The 23,506-nt window shown below is 64.4% G+C and carries 18 protein-coding genes; 14 read left to right on the top strand and 4 right to left on the bottom strand.

What is annotated here, in order from left to right; translation table 11 throughout:
* Nucleotides 1-496: 496 nt before the first annotated feature.
* The 5 genes from D1820_RS18475 to D1820_RS18455 all read left to right on the top strand — a co-directional run bounded on the left by D1820_RS18475 (nt 497) and on the right by D1820_RS18455 (nt 7,517).
* The gene (locus tag D1820_RS18475; RefSeq protein ID WP_118070656.1) at nt 497-2,380 is read left to right on the top strand and encodes a type I secretion system permease/ATPase; all 1,884 of its coding nucleotides are present in this window, start codon (nt 497-499) and stop codon (nt 2,378-2,380) included.
* Nucleotides 2,377-3,684 carry an HlyD family type I secretion periplasmic adaptor subunit gene (locus tag D1820_RS18470; RefSeq protein ID WP_118070653.1) on the top strand — a complete coding sequence of 436 codons (1,308 nt, stop codon included), beginning with the start codon at nt 2,377-2,379 and terminating at the stop codon, nt 3,682-3,684. The genes D1820_RS18475 and D1820_RS18470 overlap by 4 nt, the downstream gene beginning before the upstream one ends.
* 172 nt (nt 3,685-3,856) lie before the next feature.
* On the top strand, nt 3,857-4,975 hold the full coding sequence (gene gmd / locus D1820_RS18465; protein ID WP_118070651.1) for a GDP-mannose 4,6-dehydratase: 1,119 nt from the start codon (nt 3,857-3,859) through the stop codon (nt 4,973-4,975).
* A gap of 4 nt (nt 4,976-4,979) precedes the next feature.
* Nucleotides 4,980-5,969: a GDP-L-fucose synthase gene (locus D1820_RS18460; protein ID WP_118070649.1), complete on the top strand. Its 990-nt coding sequence runs from the start codon at nt 4,980-4,982 to the stop codon at nt 5,967-5,969.
* A gap of 126 nt (nt 5,970-6,095) precedes the next feature.
* The gene (locus D1820_RS18455) at nt 6,096-7,517 is read left to right on the top strand and encodes a mannose-1-phosphate guanylyltransferase/mannose-6-phosphate isomerase (protein WP_118070647.1); all 1,422 of its coding nucleotides are present in this window, start codon (nt 6,096-6,098) and stop codon (nt 7,515-7,517) included.
* Nucleotides 7,518-7,547: 30 nt separating this feature from the next.
* On the opposite strand, the gene D1820_RS18450 is transcribed toward D1820_RS18455, so the two are convergent.
* Complete coding sequence (locus D1820_RS18450; protein WP_118070645.1) at nt 7,548-8,816, bottom strand: DUF2793 domain-containing protein; 1,269 nt, start codon at nt 8,814-8,816, stop codon at nt 7,548-7,550.
* Nucleotides 8,817-9,088: 272 nt separating this feature from the next.
* Between D1820_RS18450 and D1820_RS19285 the strand changes: the two genes are divergently transcribed.
* Nucleotides 9,089-11,284, top strand: a complete 2,196-nt coding sequence (locus D1820_RS19285; protein ID WP_305790864.1) for a calcium-binding protein — start codon at nt 9,089-9,091, stop codon at nt 11,282-11,284.
* 80 nt (nt 11,285-11,364) lie between these two features.
* Here D1820_RS19285 and D1820_RS18440 read toward each other — a convergent pair whose 3' ends face one another.
* The gene (locus tag D1820_RS18440; protein ID WP_118070640.1) at nt 11,365-12,816 is read right to left on the bottom strand and encodes a M10 family metallopeptidase C-terminal domain-containing protein; all 1,452 of its coding nucleotides are present in this window, start codon (nt 12,814-12,816) and stop codon (nt 11,365-11,367) included.
* Between the two features lie 217 nt (nt 12,817-13,033).
* Here D1820_RS18440 and rfbC point away from each other — a divergent pair, with 217 nt between their 5' ends.
* From rfbC to rfbA, 5 genes are all read left to right on the top strand, one after another.
* Nucleotides 13,034-13,588 (top strand): dTDP-4-dehydrorhamnose 3,5-epimerase, encoded by a 555-nt coding sequence (gene rfbC / locus D1820_RS18435; protein ID WP_118070638.1) that lies wholly within the window; start codon nt 13,034-13,036, stop codon nt 13,586-13,588.
* 3 nt (nt 13,589-13,591) lie between these two features.
* Complete coding sequence (gene rfbB, locus D1820_RS18430) at nt 13,592-14,644, top strand: dTDP-glucose 4,6-dehydratase (protein ID WP_040175833.1); 1,053 nt, start codon at nt 13,592-13,594, stop codon at nt 14,642-14,644.
* A gap of 88 nt (nt 14,645-14,732) precedes the next feature.
* Nucleotides 14,733-15,206 (top strand): metal-dependent hydrolase, encoded by a 474-nt coding sequence (locus D1820_RS18425; protein ID WP_118070636.1) that lies wholly within the window; start codon nt 14,733-14,735, stop codon nt 15,204-15,206.
* Nucleotides 15,203-16,051, top strand: a complete 849-nt coding sequence (gene rfbD / locus D1820_RS18420; RefSeq protein ID WP_118070634.1) for a dTDP-4-dehydrorhamnose reductase — start codon at nt 15,203-15,205, stop codon at nt 16,049-16,051. Before D1820_RS18425 ends, rfbD begins: the two co-directional genes overlap by 4 nt.
* Nucleotides 16,048-16,938: a glucose-1-phosphate thymidylyltransferase RfbA gene (rfbA, locus tag D1820_RS18415; protein ID WP_118070632.1), complete on the top strand. Its 891-nt coding sequence runs from the start codon at nt 16,048-16,050 to the stop codon at nt 16,936-16,938. Before rfbD ends, rfbA begins: the two co-directional genes overlap by 4 nt.
* Nucleotides 16,939-16,961: 23 nt before the next feature.
* Here the strand turns inward: rfbA and D1820_RS19280 are convergent, their stop codons facing one another.
* Together D1820_RS19280 and D1820_RS18405 are read right to left on the bottom strand one after the other, a co-directional pair.
* Nucleotides 16,962-17,876 carry a CatB-related O-acetyltransferase gene (locus D1820_RS19280; RefSeq protein ID WP_305790863.1) on the bottom strand — a complete coding sequence of 305 codons (915 nt, stop codon included), beginning with the start codon at nt 17,874-17,876 and terminating at the stop codon, nt 16,962-16,964.
* Between the two features lie 298 nt (nt 17,877-18,174).
* Nucleotides 18,175-19,314 (bottom strand): polysaccharide biosynthesis/export family protein, encoded by a 1,140-nt coding sequence (locus D1820_RS18405; protein ID WP_102898525.1) that lies wholly within the window; start codon nt 19,312-19,314, stop codon nt 18,175-18,177.
* Nucleotides 19,315-19,423: 109 nt separating this feature from the next.
* Between D1820_RS18405 and D1820_RS18400 the strand changes: the two genes are divergently transcribed.
* The 3 genes from D1820_RS18400 to D1820_RS18390 all read left to right on the top strand — a co-directional run bounded on the left by D1820_RS18400 (nt 19,424) and on the right by D1820_RS18390 (nt 23,365).
* Nucleotides 19,424-20,377: an NAD(P)-dependent oxidoreductase gene (locus D1820_RS18400; protein ID WP_254683416.1), complete on the top strand. Its 954-nt coding sequence runs from the start codon at nt 19,424-19,426 to the stop codon at nt 20,375-20,377.
* Nucleotides 20,374-20,985 carry a sugar transferase gene (locus D1820_RS18395; protein ID WP_040175771.1) on the top strand — a complete coding sequence of 204 codons (612 nt, stop codon included), beginning with the start codon at nt 20,374-20,376 and terminating at the stop codon, nt 20,983-20,985. The genes D1820_RS18400 and D1820_RS18395 overlap by 4 nt, the downstream gene beginning before the upstream one ends.
* 505 nt (nt 20,986-21,490) lie before the next feature.
* Entirely contained in the window at nt 21,491-23,365 is a 1,875-nt protein-coding gene (locus D1820_RS18390; protein WP_118070628.1) for a nucleoside-diphosphate sugar epimerase/dehydratase, read from the top strand.
* Nucleotides 23,366-23,506: the final 141 nt, after the last annotated feature.

Raw genomic sequence — 23,506 nt, 5'->3', positions numbered from 1 at the left:
AAGGGCTTGCTCCAGTTTGGTCGGCAGGTGCCGAATGCGCTGTCGGGCCTTAGCGAAGGGGGGGGCGGATGTCAATCTGAGCAGGGCGGAGCGGCGGGGTTTGCGGGGGGCTGTGGCGGGGGTGCCCGCCGATGGGGAGGCGAGGGTCTGCCGATGGCGGCGGCAGATGCGGGGCCAGTTCCGGATCAGCTTCTGAGCCTGATTTGGAGTCTGGGTTTTGAGTTTGGCGGGTGATGCCGACCCGCCGCGCCTGTCGGCTATTGTTGCGGGGGCGGAGGGAGCTGTTTGACAAGCCTCTGACGGCTGTGCTTTTGACCCTGTCAAAGATGTCCGGACGTCGGTGCCGCAGGGAGCCATTGTGCATCCGGGCCTGTCCGGGCATATCCGCCCCTGACCCCGGTCCAGCCTGTCCAGATCTCTGTTGCGGGTGGCCGGGTCTTTTGGTCCTCTTACTTTCGGGTGCCCCTCCGGGCGCCCCCGACAAAGGCAATATGTCATGGCACGCACCTCTGCACAGCATTCCGGATCCGGGCATAAGTCCGGCCTGGGTGAGATCCGCAAGGCCCGCAGGGGCAATCGCGGTGCCTTCTGGCTGATTGGCGTGTTCAGCTTCTTTGCCAATCTGCTGATGCTGACCAGCCCGCTCTATATGATGCAGGTCTATGACCGGGTGCTGGGCAGCCGCTCGCTGGAGACGCTGGTGGCGCTGACGGTGCTGGCGGGGTTCCTGTTCCTGATCATGGGGGTGTTGGACTATGTGCGCGGCCGGATCCTGGCGCGGGTCGGGGCGCGGTTCCATGACCAGCTGGAGACCCGGGTGTTCAACGCGGTGCAGGACAAATCGGCGGCGGGGTTTAATGACGACATCGCCAAAGTGGGGCTGCGGGATCTGGAAGCGATGCAGAAGGCGCTGTCTTCCCCTATCGTTTCGGCGTTCTTTGATTTGCCCTGGACGCCGCTGTTTCTGGGGCTGATTGCGGTGTTTCATCCGCTGCTGGGACTTTTGGCGCTGATCGGGGGCGCGGTGCTGGTGGTCTTTGCGCTGGCCAATCAGATGATCTCCAAGGCGGCGGTGGAAAACGCCAGCATGATGGCGGCTTCGGCGCATCAGGTTTCCGACGGGATGCGCAACAATGCGGAGCTGATCCAGGGGCTGGGGATGCGCCGCGCGGCCTTTGCCAAATGGCGGATGCTGCGCAGCCAGGCGGTGGGGTCCGAGCTGAGTGCGGCGGATATGACCGGCGGCTTCAGCACGGCCACCCGCACCTTCCGGCTGGCGCTGCAATCGGCGATGCTGGGCACGGGTGCCTATCTGGTGCTGACCGAAGGGCTGACGCCGGGGGTGATGATTGCCTCGTCGATCATCATGGGGCGGGCGCTGGCCCCGATCGAGACGCTGATCGGCCAATGGGCGCTGGTGCAGCGGGCCATGCAGGCGCAGGAGCGTCTGGCGCAGATGCTGACCGAAACTCCGGAACGCCCGGCGCCGATGAAACTGGCGCGCCCGGCGGCCAAACTGGAGGTGCAGGGCGTGGCTCTGGTGCCGCCGGTGGCACCGGGGCAGGTGGCCAAGCCGGCCTTGCAGGGGCTGAATTTCAATCTCCAGCCCGGTCAGGCGCTGGGGGTGATCGGCGCCTCTGGGGCGGGGAAATCATCGCTGGCACGGGCGCTGATCGGGGTCTGGCATCCGGTCTCGGGCAAGATCCGGCTCGATGGGGCGGCGCTCAATCAATATGACATGGATGATCTGGGCAGCTATATCGGTTATCTGCCGCAGCAGGTGACGCTGTTTGACGGCACCATTGCCGAAAACATTGCCCGCCTGTCGATGATGCCGGATCCCGATCAGGTGGTGGCGGCCGCCCGCAAGGCAGCGGTGCATGATATGATCCTGACCCTGCCGCAGGGCTATGACACGCCGGTGCGGGTGGCCAGCAACCGGCTGTCGGGCGGGCAGGTGCAGCGTATCGGGCTGGCGCGCGCGCTTTATGGCGATCCGGTGCTGCTGGTGCTGGATGAGCCGAATTCAAATCTCGACAATGAGGGCAGCCAGGCGCTGAACCTGGCGGTCTCCCATGCCAAGAAGGACGGGCGCGCGGTGATCATCATGGCGCATCGCCCGGCGGCGATCCAGCTCTGTGATCTGATCCTGATCCTGGACAATGGCACCCAGCGCGCCTTTGGTCCCAAGGATGCGGTTCTGGGAGAGCATCTGCAGAACCCGCAGGTGGCGCAGAAGAAACCGGCCCAGCAACAGGCCTCGAAGCCGGCGGCCCAGCAACAGGCTGCCGCCCCGTCCGCAACGACACCGTCTACACCGGCGCAATCCACGTCCCCCCAGAAACAGCCAGCCCCAAAGCAGGCAGAGGCAAAATCATGAGCGATACATCCAAATCCTACCCGATCCGGGGGCTGACCATTGCTGGGTTGCTGGCCATGGGTCTGCTGGTCGGCGGCCTTGGCCAATGGGCCGCCACGGCAGAAATCTCCGGCGCGGTGATTGCCTCCGGCTCCATCAAGGTGGAGCAGAACCGGCAGGTGGTGCAGCACCCCTATGGCGGTGTTGTTGATGAGGTGCTGGTGAGCGAGGGCGATCTGGTTGAGGAAGACGCGCTGCTGCTGCGGCTGGAGCCGTCGGAGCTGCTGGCCGACCGTCAGATCGTCGAAGGCCAGCTGGCCGAAACCCTGGCCCGGCGCAGCCGCTATAGCGCTGAACGGGATGAGGCCGAGGAGATCACTTTTGCCGAGCTGCTGTTTGAGCTGAAGGGCACCCATGTGCAGACCGAAGAACTGATCAACGGGCAGAAACGCCTGTTTGAGGCGCGCCTGGTCAATCTGCGGGCCCGCATCAGCCGCCTGCAGGAACGTATCGGTCAGATCCAGAGCCAGATCGACGGGATCGAGGCGCAGCAATCGGCCCTGCAGGAACAATTGGTGCTGATCGGCAAGGAGCTGGAAAACCAGCAGAGCCTGCTGTCGCAGGGGCTGGCGCAGTCCAGCCGGGTGCTGTCCCTGCAGCGTGAACAGTCGCGGCTGGGCGGTCAGGCCGGGGCGCTGACCGCCCAGAAGGCCCAGGCCGAAGGGCAGGTCACCGAATTGGGTCTGGAGATCCTCAACCAGAAAAGCGCGCGGCGCGAAGAGGCGATCACCACCCTGCGTGACCTTCAGGTGCGTGAGCTGGAGCTGATCGAGCGGCGCAATGTGATCCTGCAGCGGCTGTCCCGGCTGGAGGTGCGCGCGCCGGTGGCGGGGGTGGTTTATGACCTCAATGTCTTTGCCCGCAAATCGGTGATCCGGGCGGCGGATCCGCTGATGTATCTGATCCCGCAGAGCCAGCCTCTGGTGATCTCGGCGCAGGTGGCGCCCTCGGATATTGATCAGGTATATCTCAATCAGAAGGTCAGCCTGAATTTCTCCAGCTTCAACCAGCGCACCACGCCGACGCTGTTTGGCTCGGTGAGCACGATCTCGGCAGATTCCTTCATCGATCCGCAGACCGGGCGCAGCTACTACGTGGTGGAGGTGCGGCTGAACAAGGGTGAGGCCGCCCGCCTGCCCGAGGGCAATGTGCTGGTGCCGGGGATGCCGGTGGAGACCTTCATCCAGACCAACAGCCGCACGCCTTTTGCCTATCTGGTGCAGCCCTTCACCGATTATCTCAACCGGGCCTTCCGCGAAAGCTGAGCCTGCCGGCCTGGATTTCGCACCCCGCCTGCCGATCCGGACAGGAGGGGATGCCGGGGGGGGGATTGGGGCGAAAACCGGCTGCCACTCCGCCGCAACATGTTTTAAGCTGAGACCACCCCGCGCCCAGGTGCCAAACCGCGGCCGACCGCATAAGATTTAAGGATAGCAGATGAAAAAAGCCCTCATCACCGGTGTAACGGGTCAGGATGGGTCCTACCTTGCGGAGTTTCTTCTGGAGAAGGGCTATGAGGTGCATGGGCTGAAGCGGCGGGCGTCGTCGTTCAACACCCAGCGGGTGGATCACATTTATCAGGATCCGCATGTGGATCATGCCCGGTTCAAACTGCATTACGGCGATCTGACCGACACGTCGAACCTGACCCGGCTGCTGAGCGAGATTGAGCCGGATGAGGTCTATAACCTCGGCGCGCAGTCCCATGTGGCGGTCAGTTTTGAGGCGCCGGAATATACCGCCGATGTGGATGGTATCGGCACCCTGCGCCTGCTGGAGGCGATCCGCTTTCTGGGGCTGGAGAAGAAAACCCGGTTTTATCAAGCCTCCACGTCTGAGCTCTATGGTCTGGTGCAGGAAACCCCGCAGCGCGAGACCACGCCGTTTTACCCGCGCTCGCCTTATGCGGTGGCCAAGCTGTATTCCTACTGGATCACGGTCAATTACCGCGAGGCCTACGGCATCTATGCCTGCAACGGCATCCTGTTCAACCACGAGAGCCCGCGCCGGGGCGAGACCTTCGTGACCCGCAAGATCACCCGCGGTCTGGCCAATATCGCCCAAGGTCTGGAAGAGTGTCTGTATATGGGCAATATCGACGCGTTGCGCGACTGGGGCCATGCCAAAGATTACGTGCGCATGCAGTGGATGATGCTGCAGCAGGAGGCGCCTGAGGATTTTGTCATTGCCACCGGCAAGCAATATTCGGTGCGCCAGTTCATCACCTGGTCGGCGCAAGAACTGGGGCTGACGCTGGCGTTTTCGGGCGCAGGTGTCGAGGAAATTGCCACGGTGACCGCGATTGCGGGCGATATGGCCCCGGCGCTGAAAGTGGGCGATGTGGTGCTGCGCATTGATCCGCGCTATTTCCGCCCCGCTGAGGTGGAGACGCTGCTGGGTGATCCGTCAAAGGCGAAGGAGCAACTGGGCTGGGAGCCGGAAATCACCACCCAAGAGATGTGCGCCGAAATGGTGCGCGAAGACCTCAAGACCGCCCGCCGCCACGCCCTGCTGAAAGACCACGGCATGGACCTGCCGGTCAGCACAGAGGGCTGAGACCATGGGCACCAGCGCTGTGAAAATCTATGTGGCCGGCCATCGCGGCATGGTGGGTGGCGCCATCCTGCGCCGATTGCAGGCGCGCCAGGATGCGGGGGCAGACATTCAGCTGATCACCCGGACCAGCGCCGAACTGGATCTGACCAATCAGGCGGCGGTGCAGGGGTTTTTTGCCGCAGAACGCCCCGATCAGGTGGTGCTGGCAGCGGCCAAAGTGGGTGGCATTCATGCCAACAACGCCTATCCGGCGGAGTTCATCTATGAAAACCTGATGATGGAATGCAATGTGATCCATGCCGCCCATCAACAGGGTGTTGAGCGGCTGTTGCAGCTGGGATCCAGTTGCATCTACCCCAAACACGCCCCCCAGCCGATGGCCGAAGCCGCCCTGCTGAGCGATGTGCTGGAGGCCACCAATGAGCCTTATGCGATTGCCAAGATCGCCGGCATCAAGCTCTGCGAGAGTTACAACCGCCAATATGGCCGCGATTACCGCTCGGTGATGCCGACCAATCTCTATGGTCCGGGGGATAATTTTCACCCCGAAAACAGCCATGTTCTGCCGGCGCTTATCCGTCGGTTTGATGCGGCGGCGCGGGCCGGCGAGGATCATGTGACGATCTGGGGCACCGGCACGCCCCGGCGCGAATTCCTGCATGTGGATGACATGGCGGCGGCCTCGCTGTTTGTGCTGGATCTGGATCCGGCGACCTACCGGCGTGAAACCAGCCCGATGCTGAGCCATATCAACGTCGGCTGCGGGCAGGATATCTCGATCCTGGAGCTGGCCCGGATGGTGGCCGATGTGGTGGGCTTTGACGGTGAGATCCGCACCAATCCCGATCAGCCCGACGGCACCCCGCGCAAACTGATGGATGTCTCGCGGCTGGCGCGTCTGGGCTGGCAGGCGAAGATCGCGCTGCGCGACGGGATCGCCCAGACCTATGCGTGGTACCGCGCGCAGGATCAGGCCAGCCTGCGCAGCAAATAACCTGCCCGCTGGCCATCGCCGCAAAAAAGGTCCAGAAAAGACAGGGAGATGGCCCGAAAACTGGGCAGACATTTGCCTCAAACGGGTCAGACTAGAACCCAGAGACCGGTCGGAAAGGGACAGCTCATGATCACCCCCATTCTCCTGTGCGGCGGCTCCGGCACACGGCTGTGGCCGCTCTCGCGCAAGAGCTATCCGAAGCAATTTGTCCCCCTGGTGGGGGAGACCACGCTGTTTCAGGCCTCCGCCCTGCGCCTGTCGGGCGAAGGATTTGCCGCCCCGATGGTGCTGACCAATTCGGATTTCCGTTTCATCGTCACCGAACAGCTGGCGGAGGCGGGCATTGATCCCGGCGCCATTCTGATCGAACCGGCCGGGCGCAACACCGCCCCTGCGGTGCTGGCGGCGGCGCTTTGGCTGCGGGCGCGCGATCCGGAGGGGCTGATGCTGGTGGCGCCCTCGGATCACGTGGTGCCCGATGCGGCGGCCTTTCGCGCGGCGGTGGCAGCGGCAGAGCCGGCGGCGCGCGCAGGCCAGCTGGTCACCTTCGGGATCAAACCGGACCGGGCTGAAACCGGTTATGGCTATCTTGAACTGGATGGCGATCCCGGCGATTTCACACCGCAGGTGATCGGGCTCAAACGGTTTGTCGAGAAACCGGATCTCGCCACCGCCGAGGATATGCTGGCCTCCGGGCAGTTCCTGTGGAATGCCGGCATCTTCCTGTTTTCGGTCAAAGCCATCATCGCCGCCTTTGAGGCCCATGCGCCGGATCTGATGGCGCCGGTGCAGGGCGCGGTGGACAAGGGTGAACCTGATCTCGGCTTTCTGCGACTGGACCCGGACGCCTGGGACGGGGCGGCGGATATCTCCATCGACTATGCGGTGATGGAGCGGGCCGATAACCTCGCGGTGGTGCCCTATGCGGGCGGCTGGTCCGATCTTGGTGGCTGGGATGCGGTCTGGCGTGAAAGCGGTCCTGATGGCGATGGCATTGTCACCCAGGGGCGCGCGACGGCCATTGAGTGTCGCAACAGCCTGCTGCGCTCGGAGGATGACGGGCTGGAGGTTGTGGGCATCGGGCTGAAGGATGTGATCGCCGTGGCGATGCCGGATGCGGTGCTGGTGGCCGATGCCTCCCGCGCGCAGGACGTCAAACAGGCGGTCAGCGCATTGAAGGCACAATCCGCCCGCCAGGCCGAGGCCTTCCCCAAGGATCACCGCCCCTGGGGCTGGTTTGAGAGCCTGGTGGTGGGCGAGCGGTTCCAGGTGAAACGTATCCATGTGCATCCCGGGGCGGCGCTCAGCCTGCAGAGCCATCACCACCGGTCGGAACATTGGATCGTGGTGGAAGGCACCGCCAAGGTGACGGTGGATGACAGCGTCCAGCTGGTGAGCGAAAACCAGTCGGTCTACATCCCCCTTGGCGCGGTGCACCGGATGGAGAACCCCGGCAAAGTGCCGATGGTTCTCATCGAAGTGCAGACCGGCAGCTATCTCGGCGAGGATGACATCATCCGCTACGAGGACATCTACGCCCGCAAGTGACGGTTGGGTCTGCCCCTGCACGCCCTGATCCTAGCGGATCAGCCAGTCTTCCAGACCTTCGGGCGAGGTGGTTTTGCCGGGCGGCAGCGCGCGCAGGCGGATCCAGCGGGGATCGGTGGGCTGGCCTGCGCGCAGGCGCAACCGACCCAGAAGCCCGACCATATCCCATTCCACCCGCTCAGCCCGGCTACGGTAGGGGCGGGTGGGGTCATAGGCCGGATTGAGGCAGGGCGCGCCACCGGCATCGCGCAGGATGGCGCCAAAGCCATCGCGCAGGCTGCGGCCCTGCCAGCGCCCGCCATCATCATTGCCCAGAATGGACGGGGTGGTGGAGATCACCCCCATTGGTGTCTCGCCGGGCTGGGCGGCGCGGATCCGGTCGCCCTCCAGCACCACGGAGATCCCGCGCCGGTCCTCCCCGTCCGGGTTGCCATCCAGCCATTCGAAAAACTCGGCATAATCTGCGCCGCCGCCGCTCCAGGCACCATCGCAATAGCCATTGCCATTCTGGCTCAGCCGGAACATCGCGCCGCTGCCATCGCCGGCGGTCAGGTAATCCTGCCCGCTGCCCGTCGCGGTGAGCGCCAGAAGTGTGTTGTCATCGCCCTGCACTTCCAGACGGGCGCCGGGATCATAGGTGCCAAAGCCGGCCCGCCCAGTGGCGGATTTCAGCACCATGGCGGCCTCCCAACTGTTGCCATCGGGGGAGAGTTTCACGGTGAAATCGGTATTGCCCGCCAGCCCCAACTCGGCATGGCCCGCCCAGTTGGATTGAAACAGCAGGCTGGCGGTGTCACCGCCTGAGGCCTTGTTGATCTTCAGCTGGTGGCCGCCGCCATCATGGCTGAACAGGCTGGCGGGGCTGCGCAGGGACAGGCGGTTGTTGGCATCGGCATCGGTGGCAATGCCCAGGCGTTCCAGCCGGTCGCCGGTGAGAGGCGGCAGCCCCCAGGCGGTGCCATCCCAGATCCGCAGCGCCTGATCCGCCGGCACCCAGGCGCGCCAGCCCGGCTGCGGTGTCAGAAACTGCCAGGCAGCCTCCTGCCAGATCGCCAGACGGCCACCCTGACCGGCCCAGGCATCCGCCGGGCTGTCGGCCAGCCCATAGGTGGCGCCCTCGGCCGGGCTGGTGGGCGGGGTGGTGGCGTCAAACGCTTCAAGGCGCAGCTGCACCAGCGCATCCAGCATGCGCAGCGCCTCGTTATGGGTCACATGTTTCTGCGCCTGCGCGGGCATCAGATAGGGCAGGGCAAGGCGGGGCGAGGTTTCGGGCAGGGTCTGTGGCAAACTCTCTGACATTCTGGCGGCTCCTGATCACGGGGGGATGGCGCCATCCTGCCGCAACCACATCACCCACCCCCTAAGAGCGCGCGCGCCGCCTGCGCAACACCTGCGCGGGGATTGTTTCTCTCATGCCGGAACCACAGGGATTGTCTTCAATATGTAAACAATCTCCGCGTTTCTGCCCCATTCCCGCCCGCTCTACCGCCGTGACCACCCGTGAGGGTTGATCTCGACCCCGGGCAATCGCCCCGGCGGGTCGGGTGATGACACAGCGCGGGAGCATCAGGATGGATCTACAGTTTGCAGGACGGTTCGGGGCCAATGATCAACTGCTGGACAGCGATCTGCGCGATCTGGAACTCCATCAAGGGGTCAATGGCGCGGTGCAATTATTTGCGGTGAGCGGGCTCAATGGCGGCATTGCCAGCTACAGTCTGGGTGGCGGTGCGCCGGTGCTGCGCGACAGCCTGTATCACCGCGCGCTGGGGCTGACGGGGGGCGAGGCGACCTTGGCCGAGATCGGCGGCGAGACGCGTCTGCTGGTGGAGGGCAGCACCCGCAGCGCGCTGGCGTTTCACCAGATCGGCGGCAATGGTCAGCTGTCGGCGCAGCAGCAGGCCAGCCTGCCGGGCGCGGGTGCTGCCGGGCTGACAGCGACGGTGGCGGGGGATCTGAGCGGTGGCGGATCGGTGATCTACGGTCTGGCCAAGGGCCAGCTGAGCGGCTGGCAGCTGGGCGTGGGCGGCACCCCCGGCGCAGAGGTCGCCACCCTTGGCGCGGCGGCGGCCTACGCCCGCCCCGGCGCGGTGGCGCTGGAGCTGGCGGATCTGGGCGGCGGCGCGCAGCTGCTTTTGCTGGCGGACCGGATCGAACAGGGGGTGCAGAGCTACCGGGTGGATGCTGCCACTGGCGCGCTGAGCGTCGCGGACAGTCTGGGGGCGGCGGATGGGCTGGGGCTGGCGGAGCCCACCGTGCTGGAAAGTTTCACCGCCTTTGGCAGCAGCTGGGTGGTGGTTGCGGCGGCGGGCAGCGGCTCGCTCAGCCTGATTGCGCTGGCGGCCAATGGCCAGATGAGCCTGCGCGATCACGTGCTGGACACGGCCGCCACCCGTTTTGGCGGGATCACCGCGCTGGAGGTGGTGGAGGTCGCAGGCGAGGTGCTGGTGCTGGCGGCGGGCAGCGACGACGGGCTGGCGCTGTTTCGGATCCTGCCCGAGGGGCAGCTGGTGCATGTCACGAGCCTGGCCCAGGCCAGTGGCACGGAGGATGCCGGGCTGGGGCTGGAGAATGTCACCGCGCTGGCGGCAGCAGTGGTGGGGGGGGATCTGCAGATCTTTGCCAGCTCCGGCAGTGCCGAAGGGCTGTCGCAGTTCACCCTGTCGCTGGCAGAGCTGGGCGATGTGATCACCACCGCAGGCGGTCGGATCAGCGGCACTGGCGGTGCGGATGTGCTGGCGGGCGGCATCGGCGCGGTGCTGAGCGGGGGGGCGGGGGCGGACGTCTTTGTGCTGCGCCCCGCCGAGGAGGGGCGCAGTGGCAGCCTGCGCATTACGGATTTCGAGGTGGGTCAGGACAGTCTGGATCTGTCGGGGTTTGACGGGCTGCGCAGTCTTGAGGGGCTGCAGATCCGCAGCCGCAGTGATGGCGCCACGCTCACCCATCAGGCGGCGGATGGCAGCCGCACCGAGGTTGTGGTGCAAAGCCGCGATGGCGACAGTCTGGATACGGCGGATCTCTTTGCGGATGGCTTTGTCTTTGCCGATCGCATGCTGCCCCCGGCGGAGGCGCCGGATCCGATGCGCTATGGCAGCGGCGGCGCCGACCGGCTCACCGCGCGCAGTGCTGGCGATCAGATCAACGGTCTGGGCGGCAATGACACGCTGCTGGGCGGCGACGGGCGCGACAGCCTCTGGGGGGATGCGGGGCATGACCGGCTGATCGGTGGCAAGGGCGTCGACCGGCTGCGCGGGCAGGCGGGCAATGATGTGCTGCTGGGGCAGGATGCGCGCGATCTGCTGGTGGGGGGCCTCGGGCGTGATACGCTGGATGGTGGGCGCGGCGGGGATCGCTTATTGGGCGGGGCGGATGCGGATCTGCTGCGCGGCGGCGGGGAGAACGACCTGTTGCGCGGCGGCGCCCAAGGTGATCGCCTGCTGGGGCAGAGTGGCCGGGACAAGCTGTTTGGCCAGAAGGGCAATGACCTGCTGGATGGCGGCGGCGGGCATGACACGCTGACCGGCGGCGCAGGCGCGGATGTTTTTGTGTTCGGGGCGGGTCATGGCAGTGACCGGATCCGTGATTTCACCCAAGGCGAGGATGTGATCCATTTGGGACGTCTGGCGCGGGCGGGCATCTCTGAGGATATGAGCGATCTGACCCTGCAGCAGCAGGGAGATCACACGCGGATCCAGACCGGGGCCGGGGACATCCTGCTGCTCAATCAGAGTGCGGCAGAGCTGAGTGCGGATGATTTTATCTTCTGATCCCGGCCCATCTTCCGGGGCCAATCCGAAAGGCGTTTCGGGATCAGATCAGACAATAAGGTCGCGACACTCCGGCGCCTTCAAAACAGAAAGTCATCCGCCCTGAGAGCGTCAAGCGCGATGTCCTGCAGGGTCAGGGACCAGCCGTTGTCATCCCGGATCACCAGATCTGTGCCCCGGACCTCAAGGTGATCATCGCGCAGATCGGTAAAATCCGAGATCCCGGTGGTGGCGCGCATATCAAGGCGGTCGTCGCGCTGAAAATCAATCACCACATCGGCCCCTTGCGAGAACACAAAGACATCCGCACCGCGCCCGCCGGCCATTCGGTCATTGCCGTCGCCGCCGTCCAGCCTGTCTTGTCCGGCGCCACCTTTCAGCGTGTCGCGTCCGCGCCCACCCGTCAGCGCGTCATGGCCCTTGCCGCCTTGCAGCCGGTCGCTGCCCTGACCGCCGCTCAACTCATCCCCGCCGCGCGCCCCGGCCAGCGTGTCGCGCCCGGCGTTGCCCAGCAACTCATTGGGAGCGCCATTGCCGATCAGATGGTCATGGCCGGCCCCGCCCCAGGCGTCTTCGATCAGATTGAGGGTGCGGCCCTCCAGGCGCACGGCGGCGGCCATGGCGACATTGTTCTCCAGCGCCCCGATGCTGGAATATTGCCCCGGGCGCAGATCAATCCGGCTGTTGGTCTCAATATCGGAGGCATCCATCAGATCCTGCCCGCCGGCATCCCAGATCGTCAGGCTCACATTGCGCGCCACCCCGTCGCCGCCCTGCACGGTCATGCCATCCGCGCCATATTGATAGGCCAGGGTGCCGCGTCCGTCGCCGGCGCCCAGATAGACCGTGGCATCGGTGCGGGTCTCTGTATTGGCGCCATAAAGCGCCTGCATCGCCTGAATGTCCCACAGCATTGGTGTCAGCGCCCAGCCCTGCGCCTCCGTGTCCAGATCCGCTTCACCGGGGTGCGGCAGGTATGACATCACTGTGAATTGGCCAGGGGTTGTGGGGTTCTCCGGCATCTCATTGGGGTGATGCAGCCCGAGGGCATGGCCCAGCTCATGCAGATAGGTGTTCCAACTGGTATGGCCCAGTATCGGCCCGATGCCCGGCACATATTGATTGGGGTTGCTGTTGTTGAGCCAGAGATCCCCCGCAGCTGACGGACGGGTGCCCAGATCCGCAGGCGCGGGAAAATCGGCGATGAAACCAAACAGCCCGGCATCCGCAAAATGCGCGCTGGCAAAGGTCAGATCCACCACCCCGCCCCGGGCCGGGATCAGGTTCAGATTGGCCACCTCATTCCAGGCCGCAACCGCCTGCAGCATCATCTGCCGCTCGGCGGGGTCCATATTCACCGTCGCCCCCTCGGGCAGGTATTCTCCGCCGACGTCATAATCGCCAAAATCCGGATCATAGTCGTAATAGTCCGGTACCGAAGAGAGAAAGTGATAGCGAATGACCTCGCCGCCCTCATGCCAGCCGTCGGCTCCGTCTACCAGAAGCGCCCGGTAATCCTGATAGGTTGGCATCTGCGTATCCCTTGTTTTTAGGTCTAACCTGTGGCTCCGGACAGCTTAGCAGGGCGTTGCGGAGATAGGTTTAATTGCTCATGAAATCATATGTCGTCGCATTGTTTAACCCACGCAGAGCAGAGCAACAGGCAAAATGTGCCTTTCCCGTGGCGTCACGCGCGTCTGGGCGTTAGGACAGAAGACAGGACCACGGCAGCAGATCGGGGGAGAGGGCATGCAGATTGAAGACACGGACCTGCCAGGGGTGAAGATCCTGACACCGGCGCGGTTTGGCGATGCGCGGGGGTTTTTCTCCGAATGCTGGAACAAGGCGCGGATGGCCGAGGCGGGGCTGGATGTCGATTTTGTGCAGGACAATCACTCGCTGTCGGTGGAGGTTGGCACCCTGCGCGGGCTGCATTTTCAGGCGCCGCCCCAGGCTCAGGCCAAGCTGGTGCGCTGTGGTCAGGGAGCGCTGTTTGATGTGGCGGTGGATATCCGCAAAGGCTCGCCCACCTATGGGCGCTGGACCGGGGTGGAACTGTCGGCGGCAAACGGTCGCCAGCTGCTGATCCCGGCGGGGTTCCTGCATGGGTTCATCACCCGCAGCCCCGGCACCGAAGTTCTGTATAAATGCGATGCGTATTACGCGCCGGACTGTGATGGTGCGGTGGCCTGGGACAGCTGCGGCATTGACTGGGGCTTTGAGGGCCTGCCGGTGCTTTCTGAAAAGGATGCTGCGGCGCCCCGGTTTGAAGACTTCGACAGCCCCTTCGTGTGGGAAGGATAAGAGATGAAGATTTTGGTGACAGGTGGCGCTGGGTTCATCGGCTCGGCCGTCGTCCGACTGGCCGTGGCGCGGGGCCATCAGGTGGTCAATCTGGACGCGCTGACCTATGCGGCCTGTCTGGACAATGTGGCGGCTGTGGCGGACAGCCCGCTCTATGCCTTTGAACAGGTCGATATCCGCGATCGCGCCGCATTAGACACTGTTTTTACCCGCCACCGCCCGGATGTGGTGATGCATCTGGCCGCCGAAAGCCATGTCGACCGCTCCATCGACGGGCCGGGGGATTTCATCGAGACCAATATCACCGGCACCTATCAGATGCTGGAGGCGGCGCGCAAATACTGGGCCGAGGCGGGGCGTCCCGAGGCGTTTCGCTTCCATCATATCTCCACCGATGAGGTCTATGGCAGCCTGCCTGCGGACCCGAGTGTGATGTTCACCGAAGAGACCGGGTATGATCCGCGCTCGCCCTATTCCGCCAGCAAGGCCGCCAGCGACCATCTGGTGCGCGCCTGGGGCGAGACCTACGGCCTGCCGGTGGTGCTGACCAATTGTTCCAACAACTACGGCCCCTATCATTTCCCCGAAAAGCTGATCCCGGTGGTGATCCTCAATGCGCTGGCAGGAAAACCGCTGCCGATCTACGGCGATGGCTCCAATGTGCGCGACTGGCTTTATGTGGAGGATCACGCCGATGCGCTGCTGTTGGTGGTGGCCAAGGGGCGCGTCGGGCGCAGCTACAATATCGGCGGCGAGAATGAGCGCAGCAATCTGGAGCTGGTCGAGACGCTCTGTGCGATCCTTGACGAGAAACGGCCGCGGGAGGACGGGGGGTCTTACAAGGATCAGATCACATTTGTCACCGACCGCCCGGGCCATGATGCGCGCTATGCCATTGATCCCAGCCGCATCCGCGACGAACTCGGCTGGCGGCCCAGCGTCACCGTGGAGGAAGGTCTGGCGCGCACGGTGCAATGGTATCTGGACAATGAGGCCTGGTGGCAGGCCTTGCAAAACCGCGACGGCGTTGGCCAGCGGCTGGGGGTCAAGGCGTGATCTGCAACCGGCTACATAGGGCGCCTTCCCAAGGTCAGGCGCGCCCGGCGTGCCGCCGGGCAGTTTCTTCTATGGGGTCGTTGTCCTAATGCTGACAGCGCATCTGCCATCGGGCTATGTGCTGGCGCGGCTGGTGCCTGAGGGCCACGGGCTCTTACTGCCTGCCGCGCTTATCGGTGCTGTATTACCAGATTTTGACATGCTGTGGTTTCACTTCGTAGATCACGGAAGCATTCATCATCACCGCTACTGGGTGCATATTCCGGCTTTTTGGGCCATGATTGCGGTGCCGGTGCTGGTTGGGCTGGCTTGTTTTGCTCGGTCGCTGTTGGCCCCTGCGGGAATATTTTTTGCCGCTCTCTTCCTGCACATGGTACTGGACACAATCGGTGGCGGCATCCTGTGGGGGGCACCGTTCAGCGATCACCTCTATACGCTGGTGCATGTGCCTGCGACCCAGTCCCATTGGGTTTTGTCTTTCCTGCTGCATTGGACCTTTATTCTGGAACTGGGTATCTGGGCTCTGGCCTTGTACCTATGGCGTAAAAGGAGCCGCATATGATCCTTGTTTTTGGCAAAACCGGTCAGGTGGCGCGGGAGCTGGCGGCGGAGGAAACCGTCACCTGCCTGAGCCGGGATCAGGCGGACCTCACGGATCCTGCGGCCTGCGCCGAGGTGATCCGCGCCCATGCGCCTGTGGCGGTGATCAATGCCGCCGCCTATACGGTTGTGGACCGGGCCGAGGCGGAGGAGGATCTGGCGACACTGATCAATGGCACCACCCCCGGGGTCATGGCCGAAACCTGCGCCACGCTGGGCATTCCCTTTGTCACCCTCTCCACCGATTATGTTTTTGACGGCAAGGGCAGCAGCCCCTGGCATCCGGATGAACCGGTGGCGCCGCTCAATGCCTATGGGCGTTCCAAACAGGTGGGCGAGGCGGCCGTGCGCCTGGCGGGGGGGACGCATGTGATCCTGCGCACCTCCTGGGTGGTGTCGGCCCATGGCAGCAATTTCGTCAAGACCATGCTGCGTCTGGGCAAGGCGCGCGAGCGGATGCGCGTGGTGGCCGATCAGATCGGCGCACCAACCCCGGCCCGCGCCATCGCCGCCGCCTGTATCGAGATTGCCCGCCAGCTGATCGCAGACCCTGAAAAATCCGGCACCTATCATTTTGCAGGCGAGCCGGAGACCAGCTGGGCCGGGGTCGCGACCGAGATTTTCACCGCGGCGGCCATCCCCTGTGCGGTGGCGGAAATCCCCAGTTCCGCCTATCCGACCCCGGCGCCACGGCCATTGAATTCGCGGCTGGATTGCAGCACGCTGGAGCGGGTTTTTGGCATCACGCGCCCGGACTGGCAGGCCGGGCTGAAGGATATTCTGAAAGATCTGGGAGAGCGGGCATGACCACAGGCACATCCGGCGCGGGCCGCAAAGGCATCATTCTGGCAGGCGGCTCCGGCACCCGGCTTTATCCGATCACCATGGCGGTCTCCAAACAGCTCTTGCCGCTCTATGACAAGCCGATGATCTACTATCCCCTGTCGGTGCTGATGCTGGCGGGTATCCGCGAGATCTGCGTCATCACCACGCCGCAGGATCAGGATCAGTTCACCCGGCTTCTGGGCGATGGCAGCCAATGGGGCATCTCTCTTACCTATGTGGAGCAGCCCAGCCCCGACGGTCTGGCGCAGGCCTTTGTGCTGGCCGAAGACTTTCTGGATGGCGCGCCCTCGGCGCTGGTGCTGGGGGACAATGTGTTCTTTGGCCATGGTCTGCCGAAACTCCTGGCGGCGGCGGATGCGCAGACCAGCGGCGGCACCGTTTTTGGCTATCACGTGGCCGATCCCGAACGCTATGGCGTGGTGGATTTCGACGCCGAGGGCCGCGCCCGCGAGATCATCGAAAAACCCGCTGTGCCGCCGTCGAACTATGCGGTGACGGGGCTGTATTTTCTGGATGGCAGCGCGCCGGAACGGGCGCGGCAGGTCACCCCCAGCCCCCGCGGCGAGCTGGAGATCACCGATCTGTTACAGATGTATCTGGACCAAGGCGCCCTCCGGGTGGAGACCATGGGCCGCGGCTATGCCTGGCTGGACACCGGCACCCATGGATCGCTGCTGGACGCGGGCAATTTCGTGCGCACCCTGCAGGAGCGTCAGGGGCTGCAGACCGGCTGCCCTGAGGAAATCGCCTATGAGGCCGGCTGGATTGATGCCGCCCAGCTGCGCACCCGCGCCGAGATGTTCGCCAAAAACGCCTATGGCGCCTATCTGGAACGGCTGCTGGACTGATCAAAGCGCGACACGGCTCCGCCTCAGGTCGAGCGCAGCAGCTGTTTCAGCTGTCCGGAGACACGGGCGATCCGGCTGGAGGCCGGCTGTGGCGGGCGGCTCTTTTTCTGTGGCAGTGATGTTGGGGTATCTGTGCCACCGCCCTTGGCAAGGTGGCTGAGGCTGTCTGGGGCAGCAATGGCGGCCCGGGACAGCAGATCCTCGGCCGTGATCCAGCGATCCTCGCGTTTGGGTAGGTTGTCTTTCTCTTTTTCGAAGGCTTTGCAGAACCGGCGCGGGTGTCCCATGGTGAAGGCGGCCAGCGTTTCCAGCGAATAGTCCCACCAGGCTGAGGCCTCCAGCCGCGCCACCAATGGGGCGACAAAGCGGTATTTCAGCACGCGGGCCGGCACGCCGCCAACAACGGCATAGGGGGGCACATCCTTGGTGACGATGGCGCCTGCGGCCACCACTGCGCCATTGCCGATGGTGATCCCGCCGGCCATCTGCACCCCGCGCCCGATCCAGACGTCATTGCCAATGCGCACGGGCGGCGATTTGGTGTTGAAACGGGCATGTGGTGCATAGGTTTCCACGCCCAGGCTGCGGGCCAGTTTCTGATAGTAAGGACCATAGCTGAACGGGTGGGAAGACACCCGCCGGATCGGGTGACGATCCCCCAGGACCCGCAGCCCGGCCGCAATCGAACAGAAGGCTCCGGCCGACCAGTTGCGGGAGGGGGAGTGGCTGTAACTCATGTAGCCGATGCTGTTCAGTGGCAGCAAGCCACCCGATTTCAGCCCGTGCCGGGTGACAACCGAGAGTTTCACATCCGGCGTGAAGCTAAGCCGCTTGAGCGTGGCAAAATCACTATCTACGCGCCAAGGCTTCGGCATCACATGAGAGTCGATCAGCAGTGCGCGCAGGCTGTCGGTGACACGAATTGTGGTGGGTTTCATTGCAGAAATAAGGACTCTGAATAAGGGCTATCAATGAGAAAATCAGACAGAACCGGCCACAGGGCTGAAGACAGGGCTGAAGACGGGTCAGGACTGGAAACCGGGGCAATATACGCGCGCATATCTATCGCCTGCAGACCGGGAAGGCCAGTGCAAACAATCTGCTATGGGTTGTTCTTCTTGTCTTGAAACAGAAGAGGCCGCAGCGATCAGGGCCGGCACGCCTGCGGATCAGATCGCTGCGGTTTATGGCTGGTCCGGCGCGTGATGGCTGGCAGCACCGTCAGGTTGTTTCGGATCAGAGCGCGCCTGCGCGGCTGAAGACGCCGAAGAAGTTGCCGATGATATTGGAGATGGTCAGCGCATCATTCACTGGCGCCTCGGTGGCGATCAACAGATCCCCGGAGTTGATCTTGAAACGGCGCGCCGAGAACAGCCCGTCAGCTGAGGTGAGATCCAGCGTGAACACCACCCGGGGCTGGCGCGGACCACGCTGGCCCGGCGCGAGGGCGCTGTCGGGGTATTCGCGCAGCACCAAAAGCCCCTGCGGATCGGCGCGGCTGTCCTGAAAGCCGCCCGCCACCGACATGGCATCCATCGCCGACATCTGATCCTTGGTGAATGTGTGCAGATCCTCACGGCCGGTGGCCCCGAAAGACAGGAAATAACGCGCGTCCTCTTCCACAAACACCCGGTCGCCGCCGCGCAGGAGCGTGTCGCGGCGCGGATCATTGAGCAGGGTCTCCACCGAGGTGCCATAGATGCTGCGCCCGCGCACCAGACGGATCTGCGGATTGTTGAGGCTGGCGCTGATGCCGCCGCCCGCTGCAATCAGCCCCATCACCGTGTAATTGCGATCCGGCATCGGATAGGTGCCGGGGGTCTCAACGCCGCTGACCAGATCTACCGAATTGCCGCGCCCTTCGGTCATGTCCAGCTGCAGCTGGGCCGAGGGCACGATTTCTTCCATGGCAGTTTGCAGTTTTTCGCGCGCCAGATCCGGGGTCAGCCCGTTCACATTCACATTGCCCACATAGGGCATGAAGATGCTGCCATTGGCCGCCACCGTCACATCCTGTAGCTGCACCATTTTCTCATCCGGGGTGGTCAGCAGGGAATTGTCGCTGCTGTCCCAGATCCGCAGGGTCAGCAGATCCCCGGGCTGGATGATCTGGGTCTTGGCGCCCTGGGTGGCGCCGATCCATTTCAGCGGGCGTTTGCCGCTATGGGCACCGCCGCTTTCAGGGCCGGTTTCAGGCCAATGGCCCACCGTCGGCAGAAAGGCGCGGGTGACGGGATAAAGCGCAAAATCGGCATCCGCATCATCGGCGGTTTTCAGGATCTCTTCGCTGGCGGGGGCACCACCGGGCAGGCGACCACAGGCTGCCGGCAGCAGGGCGAGACCAAGAGCGGCAAGCAGGAGGGAAAGACGGCGCATGGGGATCCTTAGTTCGAAAACATCCGAAAACGGCTTGATTTTTGATCCCCGCAAGATACTGGGCATGCAGTCTGCGTCAACCGCAAGCACTACGGTAACAGGGGGGCTGATGCGTTTTCCACCCACATTGAGACCCACATTGATCCTGGGCGCCTCCGGGCGGATTGGCGGGCTCCTGCGCCACCAATGGGCCTCTGCCGGGGCGGATCTGCGCTGGCAGCGGCGGGCGCGGCCTGAGGGGGCAGAGGCTGGCGCACAGGGCTGGCATGTCCTTGATCCGCTGACGGACCCGGATGCGCTGGCAGAGGCGGCGCGGTGCGCGGCGGCGATCCTCTGTCTGGCGGGGCCGGTGCCCGGCGGTGCGGCGGGCCGGGAACTGAGCGCGCGCCAGCTGGTGCAACATCGCGATCTGGCGCTGGCCACACTTGAGGCGGCGGCGCGTGTGCGCGAGGCAGAGACAGGGGCAGGGACAGGCGCGCCGCGGCTGCTGCTGGCCTCTTCGGCGGCGGTCTATGGCGCGGCCCCCGGCCCCCTGAGCGAGGACATCCCGCTGGCCCCGATGGCCCCTTACGGGGTGGCCAAGGCCGAGATGGAACAGGCCGCACAGGCGCGTGCCGCTGAGCTGGGGCTGGAGATCAGCCTGCTCAGGATCGGCAATATTGCCGGTATTGATGCGATCTTGGGCGGCTGGCGGGCGGGGTTCTGTCTGGATCAATTTGCCGATGGGCAGACGCCCCGGCGCAGCTATATCGGCCCCCGGACCCTGGCGGAGGTGCTGGCGACCCTGATCCAATGTCCCGATCTGCCGCAGGTGCTGAACATCGCCCAGCCGGGCGCGGTGGCGATGGGCGATCTGTTGCAGGCGGCGGGGCTGGACTGTGCCCGCAGGCCCGCGCCCGCGCAGGCCATCGCCGAGGTGCAGCTTGACGTGACGCGGCTGATCGGGCTTTTGGCGGATCAGCCTGCGGCCTTGCCCGCCGCCAGCCCGCAGGATCTGGTGGCTGAGGCGCGCGCGCTCAGCCTGCTGCCCCAATCCGCCCCTGATAAGGACACCCGCATATGACCTGGCGCAAACGCCTCTTTGATCTCTTCTTTGCCAGCCTTCTGGTGGTGGTGCTGGGCCCGGTGCTGCTGGGGCTGATGGCCTGGCTGCTGTTGAAGGAAGGCCGCCCGCTGTTTTACGTGGCCGAACGGATGAAGGGCGTCGATCAGCCCTTTGCCCTGTGGAAACTGCGCACCATGCAGGTGGTGGCGCAGGACACCGGGGTCTCCGGCGGCGACAAATCGGCCCGCATCACCAAGACCGGTGCCTGGCTGCGCGGCAAGCGGCTGGATGAATTCCCGCAGCTGTGGAACATCCTGAAGGGGGATCTCTCCTTTGTCGGGCCGCGCCCGCCGCTGCGCCAATATGTTGAGGCCAATCCCGAGCTCTATGCCCGGGTGCTGAAATCGCGCCCCGGGGTCACCGGGCTGGCCTCCATCACCTATCACAAACATGAGGCTGCCCTGCTGGCGCGCTGCACCACCTCCGCAGAAACCGATCAGGTCTATTCCCGCCTCTGCGTGCCGATGAAGGCGCGGCTGGATCTCATTTACCAGCGTCACCAGAGCATGTGTTACGACTTTGATCTGGTGTTTCAGACCATCGGCAATCTGTTCCGGCGCGGCTGAGGGATGAGATTGCGGGGCGATTCGGCGATTCGCCCCGGTCCGGGCGGGTCCGGTCGGGTGTGTCCTGCCCAAGCTGCCCCCTGGGGCGTGCCCGCGCGCAGAGGGATCGGCCAAACCCTGCGTCAGGCCTGCACAGACGCCGTCTGGGGGCGCCAAAACGGGCAAATCACCGTCAGACGGCGCTTTTTTGCTGCCCGTGGTTTTGTATTAGCCCCGAAATACGTCTAAAGTGATGCTCGGGGCGCCCATGAAACCCCCGGCGTAGGGCCTGTCACACCTGCTCCGGAGGGACCAGGGGGCACCCGGAGGGATAGACGACGCGAGACACATCCCGATGCCAGAGAGAGCCGCCACATGCGGGTCCGGGGGTCTGGCGCGGGGAATTGATAAAAACGCATTTGAAACGATGCGCGCCAGAAAGATCTTGGCGCCACATCGTGACATATAAACAGGCCGCCCGGACTGCGAGGCGGTCACCGGGGACTGGAAGTGGGGACGGCCAGGGATGTTCAATCTGATCAGTGCGCTGTCACGCAAACAGAAATCCTATATTTTTCTCACCATTGATCTGGCCCTGATCCCGCTGGCGCTGTTCCTGACCTTTCTGGTGCTGCCCTTGCCGGGATCCGCTCTGGCCACGCTGGCAGCGATGCTGCCGGTGCTGCCTTATGTGCTGGCGCTGGCGGCGGCGGTGGCGCTGTGGCTCGGATTGCCCAAGGTGCAGCTCAATGCCTATGAACGCCATGCGGTCGGGCTGACGGCGCTGCTGGCCTCAATCACCGCCGGGGCCACGGCCGGGCTGACGCTGCTGTTTGGTCCTGATCTGCCGCCCGGCACCCATGTGGTTTTTGCCACCACCTATTTTCTCTGCCTGCTGGCGGCCCGTGCCCTGCTCTATCAGGTGGTGGTGGCGATTTACCGCCGCGCCCAGCCCCGCTGCCGGGTGCTGATCTATGGGGCCGGCACCACCGGCGCCCAGCTGGCGCAGGCGCTGAAGGCCCATGATGGCATCGATCCTGTTGCCTTTGTGGATGACAATACCTCGCTGCAGGGGGTGACCCTGGTGGGGCTGCCGGTGTTCCCGCCCGCCCGCATCGCCGAAATCGCCGAGGCCCGCCAGATCAAGCGGGTCTTGCTGGCGATGCCGTCGCAGAGCCAGCCGAAACAGGCCCAGATCATCCAGCGACTGCAGCGGATGCAGCTGGAGGTGCAGGCGCTGCCCTCCTTTGCCCAGCTCATCGGGGAAGAGGCGCTGGTCGACAAGCTGACCCCGGTGGCGCCGCAGAATTTCCTGGGCCGCGCCACCCGCGATGTGCCCCTGCAGGAGGCCAGCGGATCTTATCAGGACCGGGTGGTGCTGGTCTCCGGCGCCGGCGGCTCCATCGGCTCCGAGCTCTGCCGTCAGGTCTTGGCCTGCCGCCCGCGCAAACTGGTGCTTTATGAGCTGTCGGAACTGGCGCTTTACACCATTCATCAGGAGCTGGAGCAGCAGGTCGAAGGCACCGGGATTGAGCTGGTGCCGGTGCTCGGCTCCGTGACAGATCCGCGTCAGGTGCGCATGGTGCTGGCCCATCACGGCGTGCAGGTGGTGCTGCATGCGGCGGCGTATAAACATGTGCCCCTGGTGGAGGCCAACCCGCTGCCCGGTCTGGCCAACAATGTCTTTGGCACCCAGACGCTGGCCCGGGCCGCCGCGCGCAGCGGCGTGGAACGCTTCATCCTGATTTCCTCGGACAAGGCGGTGCGCCCGACCAATGTGATGGGCGCCTCCAAACGCATGGCGGAACTGGTGGTGCAGGATCTGGCCACCCGCAATCCCGGCACCGTTTTCACCATGGTGCGCTTTGGCAATGTCTTGGGCTCTTCGGGGTCCGTGGTGCCGCTGTTTCAGGAACAGATCAGCCGCGGCGGTCCGGTCACCGTCACCGATCCGCGCGTCAAACGTTATTTCATGACCATCCGCGAGGCGGTGCAGCTGGTGCTGCAGGCCGGCGCCGAGGCGCTTGGGGGGGAGGTCTTCGTACTGGATATGGGCGAGCCGATCTCAATCCTGCAACTGGCCCGTCAGGTCATTGAAAGTGCCGGTTATTCCGTGCGGGACAACGATCATCCCGACGGCGATATCGCCATCGATATCATCGGCCTGCGGCCCGGAGAAAAGATGCAGGAAGAGCTGACGCTCAGCTCGGATCTGATCACCACCGGCCACCAGAAGATTTTCTGCGCCCGCGAAGCGGTGCTGTCGGAAATCGAGGTTGCAACCCTGATCCGGGGCCTGCGTCAGGCCGTGGCCGCCGGCGACGAACGGGTTGCGCGGGTCCTGATCAAACGCTGGGTCGAGGGCTATCGCGCCCCGGAAGAGGATCGTAAGACCTCCTGAACGCCCCTTGGATCCGCCTTGCTGGCAGGAACAGGAGGAGCAGGAGACCTGCGATGGGGTCTTGCAGCTGGCACTATAGTTTACGGGTCACAGCCCAGCCAGCAGCGGTATCAGGGCAGGCCAGATCGTTGATCCGCCTGC

This window comes from Phaeobacter sp. LSS9 (assembly GCF_003443595.1).
In the GTDB taxonomy this organism is placed as follows: Bacteria; Pseudomonadota; Alphaproteobacteria; order Rhodobacterales; family Rhodobacteraceae; genus Phaeobacter; species Phaeobacter piscinae.
Note: the sequence above shows the minus strand (reverse complement) of the source record. Positions and strands in the feature narration are given on the sequence as shown.